The sequence below is a fragment of the Mycobacterium rhizamassiliense genome (genome assembly GCF_900157375.1).
Lineage (GTDB): Bacteria > Actinomycetota > Actinomycetes > Mycobacteriales > Mycobacteriaceae > Mycobacterium > Mycobacterium rhizamassiliense.
Genome location: NZ_LT721901.1, coordinates 5,398,487 through 5,415,241, shown reverse-complemented (window position 1 = coordinate 5,415,241; position 16,755 = coordinate 5,398,487). Strand labels below are relative to the sequence as shown.

At 67.0% G+C, this 16,755-nt stretch carries 16 protein-coding genes and 1 pseudogene; 11 read left to right on the top strand and 6 right to left on the bottom strand.

The genetic code is table 11. The annotated features are described in order from the left end of the window. Positions 1-45 precede the first annotated feature (45 nt). The 3 genes from MRAB57_RS25520 to MRAB57_RS25510 are packed head-to-tail and all read left to right on the top strand — an operon-like array spanning position 46 to position 2,120. Complete coding sequence (locus MRAB57_RS25520) at positions 46-726, top strand: hemerythrin domain-containing protein (RefSeq protein WP_083743531.1); 681 nt, start codon at positions 46-48, stop codon at positions 724-726. Continuing rightward, a complete protein-coding gene (locus tag MRAB57_RS25515) occupies positions 723-1,631 on the top strand; it encodes an LLM class flavin-dependent oxidoreductase (protein WP_216823759.1) in 909 nt (302 codons plus the stop codon). Before MRAB57_RS25520 ends, MRAB57_RS25515 begins: the two co-directional genes overlap by 4 nt. A 21-nt stretch (positions 1,632-1,652) precedes the next feature. After that, on the top strand, positions 1,653-2,120 hold the full coding sequence (locus tag MRAB57_RS25510; protein ID WP_157900666.1) for a PaaI family thioesterase: 468 nt from the start codon (positions 1,653-1,655) through the stop codon (positions 2,118-2,120). An 18-nt stretch (positions 2,121-2,138) separates the two neighbouring features. Here the strand turns inward: MRAB57_RS25510 and MRAB57_RS28700 are convergent, their stop codons facing one another. From MRAB57_RS28700 to MRAB57_RS28865, 3 genes and pseudogenes are all read right to left on the bottom strand, one after another. Beyond that, a complete protein-coding gene (locus MRAB57_RS28700) occupies positions 2,139-2,300 on the bottom strand; it encodes a hypothetical protein (protein ID WP_157900665.1) in 162 nt (53 codons plus the stop codon). Positions 2,301-2,304: 4 nt separating this feature from the next. Next, positions 2,305-2,442: a hypothetical protein gene (locus tag MRAB57_RS25505; RefSeq protein WP_281254414.1), complete on the bottom strand. Its 138-nt coding sequence runs from the start codon at positions 2,440-2,442 to the stop codon at positions 2,305-2,307. After that, positions 2,439-2,570 (bottom strand): annotated as a pseudogene (locus tag MRAB57_RS28865) (SDR family mycofactocin-dependent oxidoreductase); the annotation flags it as partial. The pseudogene MRAB57_RS28865 and the gene MRAB57_RS25505, both read right to left, overlap by 4 nt. A 304-nt stretch (positions 2,571-2,874) precedes the next feature. On the opposite strand from MRAB57_RS28865, the gene MRAB57_RS25495 reads away from it, so the two are divergent. The 3 genes from MRAB57_RS25495 (at position 2,875) to MRAB57_RS25485 (ending at position 7,069) form a co-directional block, all read left to right on the top strand. Next, positions 2,875-3,540, top strand: coding sequence for a sigma-70 family RNA polymerase sigma factor (locus tag MRAB57_RS25495; protein WP_157900664.1), 666 nt, complete (start codon positions 2,875-2,877; stop codon positions 3,538-3,540). A 116-nt stretch (positions 3,541-3,656) separates the two neighbouring features. Beyond that, positions 3,657-6,428 (top strand): ATP-binding protein, encoded by a 2,772-nt coding sequence (locus tag MRAB57_RS25490; RefSeq protein WP_077089820.1) that lies wholly within the window; start codon positions 3,657-3,659, stop codon positions 6,426-6,428. 80 nt (positions 6,429-6,508) lie between these two features. After that, complete coding sequence (locus MRAB57_RS25485; RefSeq protein WP_077089819.1) at positions 6,509-7,069, top strand: ERG2 family protein; 561 nt, start codon at positions 6,509-6,511, stop codon at positions 7,067-7,069. A gap of 18 nt (positions 7,070-7,087) precedes the next feature. Here the strand turns inward: MRAB57_RS25485 and MRAB57_RS25480 are convergent, their stop codons facing one another. After that, complete coding sequence (locus MRAB57_RS25480) at positions 7,088-8,029, bottom strand: alpha/beta hydrolase (RefSeq protein WP_077089818.1); 942 nt, start codon at positions 8,027-8,029, stop codon at positions 7,088-7,090. Positions 8,030-8,209: 180 nt separating this feature from the next. Between MRAB57_RS25480 and aspS the strand changes: the two genes are divergently transcribed. Genes aspS through MRAB57_RS25465 form a run of 3 tightly spaced genes read left to right on the top strand, consistent with a single transcriptional unit; the run spans position 8,210 to position 11,540 of the window. Continuing rightward, the gene (aspS, locus tag MRAB57_RS25475; protein WP_077089817.1) at positions 8,210-9,985 is read left to right on the top strand and encodes an aspartate--tRNA ligase; all 1,776 of its coding nucleotides are present in this window, start codon (positions 8,210-8,212) and stop codon (positions 9,983-9,985) included. After that, on the top strand, positions 9,982-10,416 hold the full coding sequence (locus tag MRAB57_RS25470) for a nitroreductase family deazaflavin-dependent oxidoreductase (RefSeq protein WP_077089816.1): 435 nt from the start codon (positions 9,982-9,984) through the stop codon (positions 10,414-10,416). The genes aspS and MRAB57_RS25470 overlap by 4 nt, the downstream gene beginning before the upstream one ends. 47 nt (positions 10,417-10,463) lie before the next feature. Next, on the top strand, positions 10,464-11,540 hold the full coding sequence (locus tag MRAB57_RS25465) for an FUSC family protein (RefSeq protein ID WP_077089815.1): 1,077 nt from the start codon (positions 10,464-10,466) through the stop codon (positions 11,538-11,540). 4 nt (positions 11,541-11,544) lie between these two features. Here MRAB57_RS25465 and MRAB57_RS25460 read toward each other — a convergent pair whose 3' ends face one another. After that, a complete protein-coding gene (locus MRAB57_RS25460) occupies positions 11,545-11,934 on the bottom strand; it encodes an MmcQ/YjbR family DNA-binding protein (RefSeq protein WP_077089814.1) in 390 nt (129 codons plus the stop codon). 138 nt (positions 11,935-12,072) lie between these two features. Between MRAB57_RS25460 and MRAB57_RS25455 the strand changes: the two genes are divergently transcribed. Both MRAB57_RS25455 and MRAB57_RS25450 read left to right on the top strand, forming a co-directional pair. Next, positions 12,073-13,011 (top strand): transglutaminase family protein, encoded by a 939-nt coding sequence (locus MRAB57_RS25455; protein ID WP_077089813.1) that lies wholly within the window; start codon positions 12,073-12,075, stop codon positions 13,009-13,011. Then, positions 13,004-14,050 (top strand): zinc-binding metallopeptidase family protein, encoded by a 1,047-nt coding sequence (locus tag MRAB57_RS25450; RefSeq protein ID WP_077090852.1) that lies wholly within the window; start codon positions 13,004-13,006, stop codon positions 14,048-14,050. The genes MRAB57_RS25455 and MRAB57_RS25450 overlap by 8 nt, the downstream gene beginning before the upstream one ends. Before the next feature lie 18 nt (positions 14,051-14,068). Here MRAB57_RS25450 and MRAB57_RS25445 read toward each other — a convergent pair whose 3' ends face one another. Next, positions 14,069-16,735, bottom strand: a complete 2,667-nt coding sequence (locus tag MRAB57_RS25445; protein ID WP_077089812.1) for a circularly permuted type 2 ATP-grasp protein — start codon at positions 16,733-16,735, stop codon at positions 14,069-14,071. Positions 16,736-16,755 lie beyond the last annotated feature (20 nt).

The window sequence follows — 16,755 nt, the reverse complement described above, 5'->3', positions numbered from 1 at the left end:
TTTGATACACGGAGTTCATGGACGACGACGACGCGAGAGGCTTCGGTGGCCGAAGACACGCAGTACTTTGACCGCGGCGAAATGGAAGTGGTGCACACCATGTTCCGCCGCGAATTCGGGCACCTGCCGAGGCTGATCCGCGAGGCGGTCGACGCCGAGCGGATCCGAATCGTCGCCGACCACTTCACGTTGATCGCCGATGCGCTGCATCACCATCACCGCGCCGAGGACGAACTTGTCTGGCCGCTGCTCAAGAAACGGGCGGGGGATTGCGTCGAGAAGCGGGTCCAGATGATGCAGGCCCAACACCACGAGCTGGAATTCGACCTCGAGTGGCTGTGCACGGGCATTCGCAACTGGGCCACCAACGATCCGACGCTGGCCAGCCTCGAACCCGCGAGCGAGGCCAGCCGATTCGTCGAGCTGCTGAACGAGCATATGGCCGCCGAAGAGCAACTCGTCGTTCCGCTCATGGAGCAGCACATCACCGCGGCCGAGTGGGACGCGATGGTCGAACGGGGCGCGGCCGCAAGCGATCCCGCCGCGCTCCCGCTGAACCTCGGAATGCTGTTGTACGAGGGTGACGCCGAGGTGGTCCAACGGGTCCTGGACCGCCTCCCCGCGGACCTGCGGGACACGGTGTGCGGCGATGCCGCCGACTCCTATGCCCAGTACGCACAGCGCGTCCACGGCACGACGACACCGGCGCGCAGTGCCGAACTATGAGCGACAGGAGATCCGACGTGCCGCCCTACACCCACCCGCTGCACTTCGGCGCGTTGCTCGAGGCGCCGCCCGGCCGCCCACTGGATGTTCTCCGGCTCGCTGAACGGGCCGAGGTTTCCGGGCTTGACGTCGTCAGCCTGCCCGACCACCCGTATTGGGCGCAACGCCTGGACACCTTCACCCTGATGTCGGCGATCGCCCAGCGCACCCGGCGAATCCGGTTGCTGTGCAACGTCGCCAACCTGCCGCTGCGCCCACCCGCCCAGCTCGCGCGGGTCAGTGCCACGCTCGATTGGATCAGCAAGGGCAGGTTCGATTTGGGCATCGGCGCGGGCGCGCAACCATTGTGGGACCGAATAGTCGCAGAAGGCGGCCCGCGGCTCAGTGCCGGTGAGTCCGTCGATGCGCTCGAGGAAGCGATTCACGTCATCCGCCGACTCTGGAATCCCAACACCAAAGCGAACTTTCGTGGCAACCACTACCGGCTTCGCGACGCCGAGCCGAGCCCGCTCGCTTCGGGCAGAATCGACATCTGGCTCGGCGCTTACCGGCCGCGCATGCTCGGGCTCGTCGGCCGCCTGGCGGATGGCTGGATTCCCAGTTCCTTCGCGTGCAGCCCCGCCGACCTGGCGGCGGCCAACGATCTCATCGACGCGGCCGCGGAGGAGGCCGGCCGGGCGCCGCACTCGATCCGCCGCGGCTACAACATCGCGGTGGACTTCGACGCCTCGGAAAGGGGCTTCCTGCAGGGGCCGCCGCACAAGATCGCCAAAGAACTGGCGGAGCTGTCCCTGGCTCGCGGCATCAGCATGCACCTCCTGTATCGGGTCGAGTCGGTCGACGTCCTGTCCCGATTCGCCGAGGAGGTCGTTCCCGCCGCTCGCGAAATGGTTTACGTCGGTTAGTGATTCGAGGAAGGGACAGCCGTGGATGTAAGTGGATACCTCGGGTTATTCGGAGAACCCGGCGCCACGCTGGGGGAGGCGCAGTGGATGGAACGGGCGAATCGAAATCTGACACCCAACCTCGCCGCACTCAACGCGCGCTTCCTGGGCGGCTCTCGCGCCGAGGGGTGGTTGCGCATGTCCTACGAGCCTGGCCCCGCGGCCTACAACTTCAGCCAGCTCAGCGGCGGGTCGATCGCCGAGATGCTAGATCAGGCGGCGACCCATTGCGGCTCGCTGGCCACCGGCTGCCCTTGTCCGACGCTGAGCATGACGGTGACGATTCTGCGGGCCGGTGCCGCGAAGTCCTATGTGGCAACGGGGCGGATCCTGAAACTGACGAGGACCAACGCTGTGCTCGGTGCGGACCTCGACGACGACGAGGGGCGTCGCATCGCCACCCTGACGTTGGTGTCCCAGCTCATCACGGATCTGAGCAGGCTGGCCTGACGTTCAACACCGCTGTGCCTACGCCGTCACCACCAGCAGCAGGAACGCGGCCAGCAGCAGCAGGGTCGCGCACAGCGCGCAGATCGTCAGCAGCACATAACCGTCCGACTCGTTGACCGGCCCGGGCATCGGCAACTTTCCGCCGCCGGCGGCGATACGCAGGGCATCTCGCAGGTTCACCCCGCTAGGACTTCAATTGGCCGCGGTCGACGGGGATCTGGCAACCCGACAGCGTGCCCGATGCGCTGCCGGCCAGCCAGGCGACAACGTCGGAGACCTCCTCGGGCAGCATGGTGACGAGCCGCTCCGGGTCGTCCGACACGACCTGCTGCAGATGATGTCGGCGCCCTCGGTCGCCAGCCGGATCGCGTGGGCGCGTCCCTGCCCCGGCGCCGCACCGGTGACGAACGCGACCCGCCTTTCCAGATTTCCGGCAACTCGTCCGTTCATGCCTATCAAGAACGTATTTGGCGCACGAAATATTCGGCGACAATGAGCATGAACTGAATCCTGTTGCCGACAAATGTGTACAGGCCAAGATCGGTTGAAAATCTTGAGCTGCCCCTACGCTTATAGCAGAATACCGGCGGTGCCTAGCGTATTCGACTACGCCATCACCTATCACGTCCAGCGATGCTTCCCATCACCCATTCTGATTTGCACTGTGCCGGAGAAAAACCCACCATGTCTAGGTGTTAATCCCCTCGTCCCTCGGTGGGCCGTCGCCCGCGCAACGCGGCTACATTTCGATAGTGTGACAACACAAATGGAGTCCATGGTTCAGGAATTTGCAGAAGAAACGTCGTCCGTTAAGCCGCCAGGCGAATCGGCGATTCTCGATTCCGAATTGCGAGCGAGATTCGAGGAAGAAATCGCCCCTTTGCTATCGACTCTGAATCGCGTTGCCAGACAGTTGACCAGGAATGCGGCCGATGCCGATGATTTGGTTCAGGAAACGATGGTTCGGGCATACAGCGGATTTATCGCCAGGCAATCCCAAACACGAACCAAGGCATGGTTCATCCGCATCATGCGGAACATCTGGATCGACGACCACCGTCGTCTGCAACGCAGGCCCAACGAGTGGCTGACTGGTGACGTGGGTGACTGGGAATGGAACACGCGATACCGGCAGGCCACCGAGACGCGAGATGCCGTCGAGGCGCAGCTCATTGGATCTTCGGTGGACATCGATGTCCGAATCGCGTTTCGATCGCTCTCCGACGAGCTGCGCCGAGCGCTGTACTACGCGTACGTCGAAGGCCTGCCGTACAAGGACATCGCGGAGCTCGAATCCATCCCGCTGGGCACCGTGATGTCGCGGCTCTATCGCGCCCGGCGCCAATTGCGGCAACTGCTCGCCCAGCATGGGTCGGCCGCCTGCGTCGGTCAGTCCGATGACGACGCCGATGTCGCCTGAGGCCCCGCGGGGCTTTCGGGCTGCTCGCAGTCGACTCACGACTTGGGCCGGGTAGCCGCAGTGCTTGTTTGCCAGCAGTCCCGCGCGGCCCGCCCCGCGCACTACGATGGCAAACAGTGACCGTGGCCGACGACCCATTGGAACGCGCGACCGAATTGGGACAGTTGGCCGCGCTGTTGAACGACGTGCCGTCGGGCCGTGGGCAGGTATGTGTCATCGAGGGGCCGAGCGGCATCGGCAAGTCCCGGCTACTTGCCGGGTGCATGGATCTGGCCGCCGAGCGGGAGATGCAGGTCCTGCGGGTGCGCTGCAGTGAACTGACTCGCGATCACTCATTCGGCGTTGCCCACAACCTGTTTGGCCCCGCGTTGCTGCGGTCCGACCCCGCGATGCGCGCTCGCCTCATGCAAGGACCGGCGGCGCTGGCGGAGCCGGTCTTTGGGGAGATCGCCGCGGCCGACGAGTTCGCTGTGGTGCACGGCCTGTACTGGTTGACCGTCAACCTCGTCGAGCAACGACCGCTGGCGGTACTCGTCGACGATCTGCCGTGGGCGGACCAGTCGTCGCAGCGCTTCTTCGCCTACCTGGCGGAGCGCTTGGACGATCTGCCCGTCGCCCTCGTCGTCACGATCAGAACGGGCGATCCCGGTTCGGAGTCGGCGCTGATCGGCTCGGTATGGGATGCGGCGACCACCGCCGCGATCCGGCCCTCGACGCTGAGTTCGGAGGCGGTGGCGACGCTGCTGCAACGAGCGCTTCCCGAACAACCGGTCGACGGCGATCTCGTCGCCTCGGTCGTGGATCTCACGGGCGGCAACCCTTTCTTCGTGGGCGCGGTCACCGATGCGATGCGCGCGGGCGAGGACCCGACGTCCACGACTCCCGGATCGGTGCGCCGCCAGATCACCCGCCGGCTCGCCCGATCGGGTCCATCGGCGACCGCCTTGGCCAAAGCGGGGTCGGTCATCGGTGATGACGTGAGCCTCGCCGACGTGTCGCGCCTTTCCGGCCTGACTATCGATCGGGGGGCGGTGCTGGCCGAACAACTGGTCGCAGCCAATATCCTGCTGCGGGCCGACCCGATGATGTTCGCGCACAGCATCATCCGCGACGCAACCTACAGCCTGCTTCCGGCCGAAGAGCGCCTGACATTGCACGCCGACGCGGCGAGGATTCTGGCCGAGGGCGGGGCCGAGTCCGAGGTCGTGGCCGAACACCTGCTGCTGGCGGCGGCCGGCGAAGACAAATGGGTCATGCAGGCACTGCGCGACGCGGGCCGCGCGGCGGCGCGAAAAGGCGTGCACTCGGCGGCGCTTCGCTATCTGCGCCACGCGCTGCGGGTTGCACCCGTCGACCGGATCCCGCCGCGGCTCCTCGTCGATCTCGGGCTGAGCGAGGCCGCCGCCGGTGAGGTGATCTCGTTGCACCGCTTCGAACAAGCGCTGGGCCTGATGGACGATCCCGCGGAGCGAGCGGATGCCCTGTACTCGCTGGGGGAGACGCTCTACCGATTCGGTCGATTCGCCGAGGCCGGTGCCACGTTCCGGCATGGTGCCGAGTTCTTCGACGACGGGCAGGGTGACATCCGGATGCGCTTCGAGGGTGCGGCGTGGAGCGCCGAAGCCCACCTCGGGCCGACGCAGAGTGTGCCGGCCGAGGCGATCGGCGGCGACGGCCCGCATCACCGAATGGTGCTTGCGGTGCAGGCCCTTCGGGACTCGCTGAGCACGCCACCGGCCGATCGAACGGTTCTGCTGGCGCTGCGCGCGTTGAGCAGCGGGGCGCTGCTCGCCGACCAGGGCGCCCAAGGCCCCAGCGTCGACATGGCGACACTCGCCCTCCTGCATTGCGAGCGGCTCGTCCAGGCCAACGAGGTCGCCGACGCCACCGTCCAGGACGCCCTGGACCGGGGCGCGGAGCTGGCCTACGCCGAGGCGTCGCTGATCCGGGGCCACATCCTCTACGCCCGCGGGCGTATAGCCGAGGCCGCGGCCGACGCGCAGGCCGCTCTGGAGCGACTTGAGCTCAGGGAGCATGTCTATGCGCACAGCGCGCGGGCCATCGTCGTTCAGTGCATGATCGAACGCGGCGAGTTGGACGAGGCGGAGGAATTGCTCGACTACTCGACGACTCAGCTGACGGAAACGCCCGCGATCAAGGCGCACCTCCTGGTGGCGCGGGCGCGTCTTCGCCTCGTTCGCGGCGAAATAGATGCTGCGGTAACCGATCTGAACGAATTACGGGGATCCCTGCACAGCGAACTGGACCAGAACCCGTCGATACTGCGCTGGCGCTCGCTTGCCGGCATCGTGGCGCACCGGCTCGGCGATGACCAAGCCTGTCAGCGGTTGTTCGACGAGGAAATCGGCCTGGCCCGCGCCTTCGGTCTGCCGATCAGCATCGGCGTGGCGGTGCGCCGCAGGGCGAGCACGGAGTCGGGCGAGCGGGCGCTGGGCAGCCTGCGAGAGGCGGTGGAGATCCTGCGATCCACCGAAGCTCCGTTGCAGCTGGCCCGCGCCCATGCCGCCCTCGGGCGCCGGCTGCGCCGACAGGGCCAGCAAGTCGAGGCGCGTAAACACCTCAAGGTCGCGTTGGATCTGGCATACCGTTGTGGAGCAACGCTATTGGAGAGGTACACCCGCGAGGAGCTGGCGGCCTCGGGGGCCCGGCCGCGCCGGCCCGTGATGACCGGGGTCGAATCGCTGACGCCCACCGAGGCTCGGATCGCAGGCCTCACCGCCGAGGGGCTGTCGAACCGCGATGTCGCCGAACAACTCTTCGTGTCGAGCAACACGATCGCGTGGCACCTGCGAAACATCTTTCGCAAGCTCGACATTGATTCGCGGGACCAGCTCGACGGGCACCTCGGTTCGATTCATCGGCTCTGAATAATCCCGACGCCGTCCTCGTTGTAGATGATCAGCCTTCTTCATCCTGGAAGGCGGGTCATTCGAAGGAGCGAAGCACGATGGCGGCCATCTTTGATCCCGACGACCTGCGCGCGATGGCGAAGTCCGCGGTCGGCCTGAGTAATAGGCAGGCGGCATGTGCGCACATCATCGACGAGTTGAAACGCAAGCATCCGGGGCACATTCGCGACGACATCCCGTGGCTGTTCAACAACTCGGGCGGCGCGATGGGCGAGATGAAGATCCTGCACTTCTCGCTCTCCGAATACCTCCTGCTGTACGGCACGCCGATCGGCACCGGGGGACACTCGGGGCGTTACCGGACCCAGCTATGGGACTTCGTGTTCGACGGCGAGATGTGGTCCTACGAAGAGGGTGAACTCGAGCGCACGGTCTTCGAGCCGGGGGGAGTGTCGTACCTGGGCAAGGGGCGGGTCAAGGGCTGGGGCGTGCCGCACGCCGCGTTCATGCTGGAGTACGCGCGCGGACCCGTCGTGACCATGTTGCCGTTTGGCCTCGCCGACTCGGCTTTCAGCACCGTCGACATGCCTACCCTGGCAAAGCAACTGTGGTACGCGAGCAGACTCACGATCGGTGAGCTGCTCAAAGGCAAGGTCTGACGGGGCGCCAAGCAAGCGCTACAGCGCCAGCGCCTGGCGCAGCACCGCGAGCTTCTCGGCCCCCTCACGCTTCGAGATCGCCGCGTCTTGGATCAACATCGATCCGTGGAAAGTGCCAGGGAACAAATGCAATTCGACGCTCACGCCCGCGGCGAGCATGGCCAACGCGTAGGCGACGCCTTCGTCGCGTAGCGGGTCGAAATGCATGACCGAGACGTAGGCAGGCGGCAGACCCGCCAGGTCGGTGGCACGGGCCGGCGCGGCATAGATCGATACGTCGTCGCTGCCGGGGCGGCCGGGCCCCAGGTAACAGTCCCAGCTGACGATCGCTCGCGGGCGGCTCCACATTGGGGTATCGGTGAAGTCGGTCATGCTCGCGGTGCTGAGCCGGTCGTCGAGCTCGGGCACCGAAAGAAACTGGAATGCGATGTGCGGGCCGCCGCGGTCACGGGCCAGCAGCGCCAGCGCCGCACACAGACCACCGCCGGCGCTGGTGCCCTGAATGGCGATGCGTTGCGGTTCGATGCCTAATTCACCGGCGTGCTCCGCCGTCCAGACCAGCCCGGTGTAGACGTCTTCCAGCCCGCCGGGGAACGGCGCTTCCGGCGCGAGCCGGTAGTCAACGGACACCACGACGATGCCGAGTTCGCGCGCCATCTCGACGTTGAAGGCGTGCTCAGTGTCGAGATCCCCGGCGATGAACCCGCCTCCGTGGACGTTGTAGACCGCGGCGGGCGCGCTGCGCCGCTCGGGCCGGTAAATGCGGATGGGTACCGCGGGATCGCCGTCACGGCCAGGGATTTGACGGTCCTCGATCTGAACCCCGGTGGTATCCGGCGGCGGAAACTGGGCGATCATCTCGGCCAGCGCCGCGCGGATTGCCAGCGGGTCGCCGCCGGGGAGATCGGGTAGGTGTGGAACCACCGCGCCGATTTCCGGGTCGAACGCATACGTCGTCATTTGACACTCCTGGGTCCATCAGCATCGATGTTGGTGAGTAATCCTGCCCCGGGCGCCCGGCAACTGGCTAGATCGGCTCGTTATTCGTGCACGTCGAGGCCACGACGCCGGGACCGATGCCACAGAAATCACCTCCTTTAGACTGGTCACTCGTTCTAGCCGGGTGAAAAGGAGTTCTTTGTGCTGCGCAGCCACGCCGCGGGTTCGCTGAGGAGTAGCGACGCCGGGCAGCAGGTGACGCTAGCGGGATGGGTGGCTCGCCGCCGCGACCACGGCGGTGTCATCTTCATCGACCTGCGGGATGCCTCCGGCGTCTCGCAGGTGGTGTTCCGCGCGCCCGACGTGCTGGCCCAGGCGCACCGGCTGCGCGCCGAATTCTGCGTCGCGGTCACCGGCGTCGTCGAGATCCGCCCCGAAGGCAACGCCAACCCCGAGATCGCCACCGGCGACATCGAGGTCAACGCGGCGTCGCTGACCGTGCTCGGCGAGGCTGCGCCGTTGCCGTTCCAGCTCGACGAGCCCGCCGGCGAGGAACTGCGGCTGAAATATCGCTACCTCGATCTGCGCCGCGACGAACCGGCCGCGGCAATTCGCTTGCGCTCCAAGGTGAATGCGGCCGCACGTGCGGTGCTTGCCGGCCACGACTTCGTCGAGATCGAAACACCGACGATCACCCGCTCCACACCGGAGGGAGCGCGCGACTTCCTGGTGCCGGCCCGGTTGCACCCGGGCTCGTTCTACGCCCTGCCGCAGAGCCCGCAGCTGTTCAAGCAGTTGCTGATGGTGGCCGGCATGGAGCGCTACTACCAAATTGCGCGGTGCTACCGCGACGAGGACTTCCGCGCCGACCGTCAGCCGGAGTTCACCCAGCTCGACATAGAGATGAGCTTCATCGACACTGAGGACATCATCGCGGTCGCCGAGGAGATCCTGGGCGCGCTGTGGGGGCTGATCGGCTACCAGATCCCGACACCGATTCCGCGGATGACCTACGCCGACGCGATGAGCCGGTTCGGCTCCGACAAGCCCGATCTTCGCTTCGGCCTCGAACTCGTCGAGTGCACAGAGTTCTTCAAAGACACCACATTTCGGGTATTCCAGGCGCCATACGTCGGCGCCGTGGTGATGCCCCGCGGCGCCTCGCAGCCGCGGCGCACGCTGGACGGTTGGCAGGAGTGGGCCAAGCAGCGCGGGCATCGGGGGCTGGCCTACGTGCTGGTCGGCGACGACGGCACGCTGGCCGGCCCGGTCGCCAAGAACCTCACCGACGCCGAGCGCGACGGGCTGGCCGCGCACGTCGGCGCCAGCCCGGGGGATTGCATCTTCTTCTCGGCCGGCCCGGTCAAGTCGTCCCGGGCGCTGCTGGGTGCGGCGCGCGGCGAGATCGCCGACCGGCTGGGCATGATCGACCCGGCGGCGTGGGCGTTCGTCTGGATCGTCGACCCGCCGCTGTTCGAACCCGCCGAGGAGGCGACCGCCGCCGGGGACGTGGCCGTCGGCGCTGGGGCGTGGACCGCGGTGCACCACGCGTTCACCTCGCCCAAAGCGGGTCAGGAGGACGCCATCGACACCGACACGGGCAACGTCCTGGCCGACGCCTACGACATCGTCTGCAACGGCAACGAAATCGGGGGCGGCTCGATCCGTATCCACCGCCGCGACGTCCAAGAAAGGGTATTCGCGGTCATGGGCCTGGACCAGGCCGAGGCGCAGGAGAAGTTCGGATTCCTGTTGGAGGCCTTCACCTTTGGCGCGCCTCCGCACGGCGGCATCGCGTTCGGCTGGGACCGCATCAACGCCCTGCTGTCCGGGGTCGACTCGATCCGCGAGGTCATCGCCTTCCCGAAGACCGGCGGCGGCATCGACCCGCTGACTGAGGCGCCGGCGCCGATCACCGCCCAGCAGCGCAAGGAATCCGGAATAGACGCCAAGCCGAAAAAGGTTGACGAAGCATGACCGAAGGCTTTCCTGACACCGCGACGATCAACGCGTTCAACCAGAACATCGCCGAAGAGTTCCGCGCCAACGGCGGCAAAGTCGGCGGGCAATTCGAAAACGGCGACCTGCTGTTGCTCACCACGACGGGCGCCAAGTCCGGCCAGCCCCGGCTTTCCCCGCTGGCCTATTTCCGCGTCGACGGCAAGCTGATCATCATCGGATCGTTCGCCGGCGCGCCCAAGGATCCGGCCTGGGTGCACAACCTGCGCGCCAACTCGCAGGCACACATCGAGGTCGGTACCGAGGCGTATGACGTGACGGCGCATGAACTGCCGTCCGCCGAACGCGACCGGCTCTTCGACGAAGTCGCCGCCGCGTCACCGGGCTTCGCCGACTATCAGGCCAAGACCAGCCGGGTGATACCGCTTTTCGAATTGCAGCGGAACTGACGAGTCTGGAATTGCCGCGCCCGCTCGCGCTGCGGTAAGCAAGCGGGGTGAGCAGTCTGTTGACGGTGCGGACGGCGGTCTACGGCGCCGGTATCGCGGCCTTCACGCGAATCCGCGGCTTGTGGTTCACCATCGCGCAGACATCGGTCGCCTCCGGTCTGGCTTGGTACATCGCCGCCGACCTGCTGAAGCACCCCCAGCCGTTCTTCGCCCCGATCGCCTCGGCGGTATGCCTGTCGATCAGCAACGTCCTACGCGCGCAGCGGGCCGTGCAGATGATCATCGGTGTGTCCCTGGGGATCTGGATGGGCGCGGGCGTACACCGGTTGATCGGCACCGGGGTCGTCCAGATCGCCGTCGCGGTCTTGCTCGCGTTGTGTGTCGCGGCGATCGTCGGGCAGAACTTCATCGGGCAAGGGATGATGTTCGTCAATCAGACTGTCGTGTCGTCGATCCTGGTTCTCGCGCTGTATCACAGCGGTCCGGTGTCCGAACGCATCGACGACGCCCTGATCGGTGGTGGCCTGGCCATCGTGTTCGCCATCCTGCTGTTCCCGGCCGATCCGTTGCTGGTGCTGAGCAGGGCACGCATCGAGGTGCTGGAAGCAATCACGCAGGTGCTGTCTGGCACCGCCGACCTCGCCGCCGGCCGCACGGTGGCCGCCGACGACTGGCCGCTGCCGGCCGTCGACCGCGTGCACGAGATGCTGGGCAACCTGCTGCAGGCCCGCGCCACCGCCCGTCAGGTCGTACGGATGTCGCCGCGGCGCTGGCGGCTGCGCGGCGACATCCGTACCGCGGATCACCAGGCCGTGCACGTGGCCGTGCTGGCGAGCTCCGTGCTGCAGCTGGCGCGCGTCGTGGTTCCCGCCGCCCAATCCGGCGCTGACGGCTGCTGCGTGCGGCCGTCGCAAGCCGCCGAGGCCGTGCTGGGCGACCTCGCGAAGGCCACCGCACTTGCCGACACGAATCCGATCGAGGCCACCGCGCACGTCGAGGCCGCGCGCGTGCATGCGTCGACGCTGTTCTCCGACGCGCACGAACGGGCCCACGTGGTGATTGCCGACGTCGCCGCGGCGTGCGTCGACGACCTGCAGCGGGTCATCGACCTGCGCCCGCAATGAGCGGCTAGCGCGAATCGGCCAGGAACTCCTCGACCAGCTTGCGGGGCGCCTGCGCCAGCCAGGCCTCGGTGATCAGCTCCTCGAGGTCTCCGGCGTCGATCGCGTCGAGTTTGACCAGCACCGCGGCGTAGCCGTCGAAGTGCGGCGTGGTGAAGTACACCCCCGGATCGTCGGAGATCAACGCGAATTTGATGCCCTCATCGGAGACCCGCACGCCCAGGATGTCGCCTTGGGGCGGCTCCGATCCCTGCGCGGTCAGCGCCTCACGATCCGATGAGCGCAGCGGCCGCTCCCACGCCAGCATTTTCTTGCCGACCCGCCAGTCGCGCGGTGACTGCTCGGCAGTGAGCGGCAGCGCACCCACAATGTGGGCGACGTCATTCCACGTGGCCACACCCTGATTGTGCTCCCGTTATGGTGCATTTCGCGAGGCATTGGCAATCGATTGCCCAGCGGGCGGCCGACGGCCGGTATGTGATGTGATCACCATGCCGCTATCCGGCCCGCGGCACAGACGTCAGGAGGTCAGTCGTTGTCGCCTGAAGCCAGTGCCCCGGCCGCCATTCGCCACCGCATCACGCACCGCACCCAGTACCGCTATTCGGATACCGTGACCAGCTCCTATGGTCGCGGCTTCCTCACCCCGCGCGATGATCAGCGGCAACATTGCGTCGCGCACCGGCTGACGATCGACCCGGCGCCCGCCGACAGCTCCACCAGCCAGGACGGCTACGGCAACATCAGCTCCTACTTCCACGTCACCGAGCCACACAACGTCCTCACCGTCGTCAGCGACTCCATCGTCGACGCCTATCCGCCGCCGCCTGGCCGCTACTCCAGCGGACCCGCCGTGGAAGCGTGGGAGGAGGCCCGGCCCGCCGGGCGCATCGGGGCGTTCGCGCTGGCGACCGAGCTCACCCTCGACCTGGATCCACCGGAGATCACTGACGACGTACGCAATTACGCGGCGCCCAGCTTCGCACCCGGGCGCCCGTTGGTCGACGTGCTGCGTGATCTCGCATCCCGGATCTTCACCGACTTCACCTACCGATCGGGGTCGACGACGATTTCCACCGGGGTCGATGAGGTTCTGGCGGCGCGAGAAGGGGTATGCCAAGATTTCGCACGGCTGGCGATCGCCTGCCTGCGCGCCAACGGTTTGGCGGCCAGCTACGTATCCGGCTATCTGGCCACCACCCCGCCACCTGGAAAGGAACGCATGATCGGCATCGACGCCACCCACGCCTGGGCAGCGGTGTGGACCCCGCAAGATCCAAGCCAATTCGAATGGCTGGGGCTCGATCCGACCAATGACCAGCTGGTCGACGAGCGCTACATCGTGGTGGGGCGCGGCCGCGACTACGCCGACGTGCCGCCGCTGCGCGGGATTATCTACACCGACTCGGAGCGCAGCGTGATCGACGTCGGCGTCGACGTCGTGCCCTTCGAAGGCGATGATCTCGATGCGTGACTTCCACTGCCCCAAGTGCGGCCAGCGCCTGGTCTTCGAGAACTCCACCTGCCTGAATTGCAAAAGCGCGCTGGGCTTTTCGCTCGAGCAGATGGCGCTGCTGGTGATCTCCGAGAAAGACGCTAGCGAGCACGCCGGGTTCGTAGACGCCGCCGAGTATCAACTGTGTGCCAATCTGCGAGTCGCCGAGTGCAATTGGCTGGTGCCCGTCAACAGCCCGCGGCTGCGCTGCGCCTCGTGTGTGCTGACGACCGAACGGCCCAACGATGCCGACACCGTCGGCCTGGCGGAGTTCGCCGCGGCCGAGGCGGCCAAGCGGCGGCTGATCGCTGAGCTGCACGAGCTGAAGCTGCCCATCATCGGCCGCGACGAGGATCCCGACTTCGGGCTGGCCTTCCGGCTGCTTTCCAGCGCCCACGAGAAGGTGTTGACGGGGCATGAGAACGGCGTTATCACAATAGATTTGGCCGAGGGCGACGACGTGCACCGCGAGCAGCTACGTGTCGAGATGGACGAGCCCTACCGCACCCTGCTCGGGCACTTCCGCCATGAGATCGGGCACTACTACTTCTACCGGTTGATCTCGCCGTCGAGCGAGCACCTGGGCCGGTTCAACGAACTGTTCGGTGATCCCGATGCCGACTACCAGGAGGCGCTGGACCGGCACTACAGCGAGGGCGCGCCGAAGGGGTGGCAGAAAAAGTTCGTCTCGTCGTACGCGACCATGCATCCCGCCGAGGATTGGGCCGAGACGTTCGCCCATTACCTGCACATCCGCGACACCCTGGACACCTCGGCGTGGTGTGGCTTCGCGTCGGCGTCGGCGACATTCGACCGGCCGGCCTTGGGCCCCAGCGCTTTTCCCAACATCATCGAGATGTGGCTGCCGTTGTCGTGGTCGCTGAACATGGTGAACCGGTCGATGGGCCACAACGACCTCTATCCGTTCGTGCTGCCCGCCGCGGTGTTGGAGAAGATGAAGTTCATCCACACCGTCATCGACGACGTGACGAACTCGCAGACCGCCGTCGCAAGCTAGGGGCGATCGCGAGCGCGGCTAGGCCGGCATCACGCGGCGTTCGTCGGGGCCCCACAGCGGCTGCATGCCGCCGGGCAACGTCAGCTGCGTTTCGGTGATGACTTCGGCCAGGTCGCGCAGCTCGGCGTGGATCGCGGCGAGCAACTCCGCCAGCTTGGCGCGGTGCCCATCGGCGTCGACCCGTCCCAGCTCGGCGGGGAGCGACCGGCGCAGCCGCGTGCCGATCTCGTCGACGATGCGTTCCGGGCGCGACGATCCCGACGAGCTCGGCAACTCCTTGAGGTCGGCCCGCAACCGCGCCACTTGATAGAGGAGCGACCGCGGATTGTTCGCGTCGAACAACATCAGCTCCGCCACCGCGGCCACGCTGACCTGGCCGACCGTGCGGCGCCGGTAGATCACCGACGATTCGCAGGCCACCACGGTCGACTCGATGATAGTTTGCTCAGCGGCCGCGCTGCGGGCCGCGATCAGCGTCGATTCCAGCAGTGCGGTTAGCCAGAGGCCGCGTTCGATGCGTTTGCCGATGTCCATCATCGCCCAGCCCACGTCGCGGACCATCGACTCGCTGGCGACGCCGGCCAGCGTCAGCATCCCCGCCAGGGTGCGGGCATGGGCCGACGCGAGCAGGGTGTCGGCCTCGGCCAGCGACTGCGGCGGCTCGGGCGGGTGCATCAGCGCCCGTTCCACGCCCACCAGCACCGTCCAGGTGTCGTTGGACAGCTGGTCGCGCACCGACCGGGCGGCCAGCCCCAGCCCGTCCACCGAATGAACCAGCGAGCCGGGACGTTTCGCGTCGACCGTCAACGACCACAGCGTGGAGGGGACGATCGCGATGATCTCGGCATGGTCGTGGTTCGCCCCGGTGTCGATCCCGGTGATGTGGCCCAGCGCGGCCATCAGCACCGGCACGCATTCGCTTTCTTCGCTGGCCTGCTGGTGGCGGTACACGTGGAAACGGTCGCGGGCAACGATCAGCAGCCGGGCCGTGTTTTCGGCGCGCTCGCCGTAGCGTCCCATCCAGAACAGGTCCGACAACACACGAGGCGAGCTGATGCCAAAGGTACCCGCTGCCGTCTTCACGGGTGCCGGAGCCGACGGCAACGTGACGATCTCGGCGCGGACCCGCTCGGTGGGACGAACCCAAACATCCTTTGCCGCAACGGTTTGCATCGCATACGCGGCGGGCCCGGGGGCCAGCACGTAGCCGATGCCGCCGATCATCGGCGCAAAGCCACCGCGTTGCGCGACGGTGAACAGCCGCATGCCGACGCCGGCCGACGAGAGTACGCCAGTGTGGTCGGTCGGTGCCGACGAGAACTGCGGCAGCTCCTGGCCGACCCATTGCCACGGCGCCTTCCCGATCCGCGCCGACAACTCGGTCCGCTGGGAAGCCGAAAGGGCTGGCCCGACAAGGGTTTCGCAGCCCACCGTGGACTTGATCAACAGCGACGACAGGTTCGCCAGCAGGTGCGAGAGTTCGTTGCCGATGCCGCCCCAGTACACCGGCGCGGTCTGCAGCAGCGGTGCTTCGCCGAGGAGGCGCTCGGACAGCCCGGGCAGGAAGCGCAGCAGCCCAGGGCTTTCCAGGATGCCGCTGCCCAGCGTGTTGACGACGGTGACGGTCCCGCGGTGTTGCGCCTCCACCAAACCGACCACGCCGAGCCGGGAGTCGGCCCGCAGATCCAGCGGATCGGTGTACAACGCGTCGACGCGGCGCAGCACCACGTCGACGCGCTTCAGCGTGCCCAGCGAACGCATCCACAGCTTGCCGTCGCGCACCACCAGATCCGCGCTTTCCACCAGCGGAAAGCCAAGCAGCGTCGCAAGATACGCCTGGTCGAAGGCGGTCTCGGAGTAAATGCCCGGGCTGAGCACCACGACCACCGGGTCTTGGGCGACATCGGGTGCGGCGTCGATCAGGGCCAGCCGCAGCGCCTGGGCGAACGGAGTCGTCGGCCGCGGCGCGATTCTTTCGTAGAGGTCGGGAATCGCATGCGCGACCACGCGTCGGTCGGCCAGCGCATAGCCGGCGCCCGAAGGCGCCTGCGTCCAGTCGGCGTTGACCTGAAAGCTGTTGTCCGGCAGCCGACTGACGTCGCAGCCGTGCATGAAAAGCTGGTGGCGCCCGGGCACCTCGACGCCCGCGGCTGCCCGCACGTAACCGGGATGGGCGAACACCAGTTCCGGTGGCAGCGCGCCGTCGGTGAGCAGGCTGCGCGGCCCGTACAGGTCCGCCAGCACGGCGTCGAGCAGCCGCGACCGCTGGACCAGTCCGGCCTCCAGCACCTCCCAATCCGCCGCGGACAAAACGATCGGCAGCGCGTCCAGGCTCCATGGGATGGGTTCCAGGCCGTGCGGGTGCCCGTCGCGCTCGCGATCGACCTCGGTGTAGGTGATGCCGTCGTTGTCGATCAGGCTGCGCATCACCGAGCGCAGCTGATCCAGGCCGGCCCTGCCCCGTTCGGCGAGCGCGTCGGCCAGCTCGGCCCACGCCGGCCGCACGTGGCCGTTGTTGTCGAGGAACTCGTCATAGCCGATCCCGGGGCCCGGCGAGCCGGCGGGCCGCAGTTCGAATAGGGCTTCCTGGGCGCGCGCGGCACGGTAGCCGGCCAGCAGCCGGTCGGCGTCGTAACGGTCGCCAGCACCGGTGACTGCCGAGGATCCAACCGGGTCGAGTGCCATTGCGCTACCAGTTCTCACGG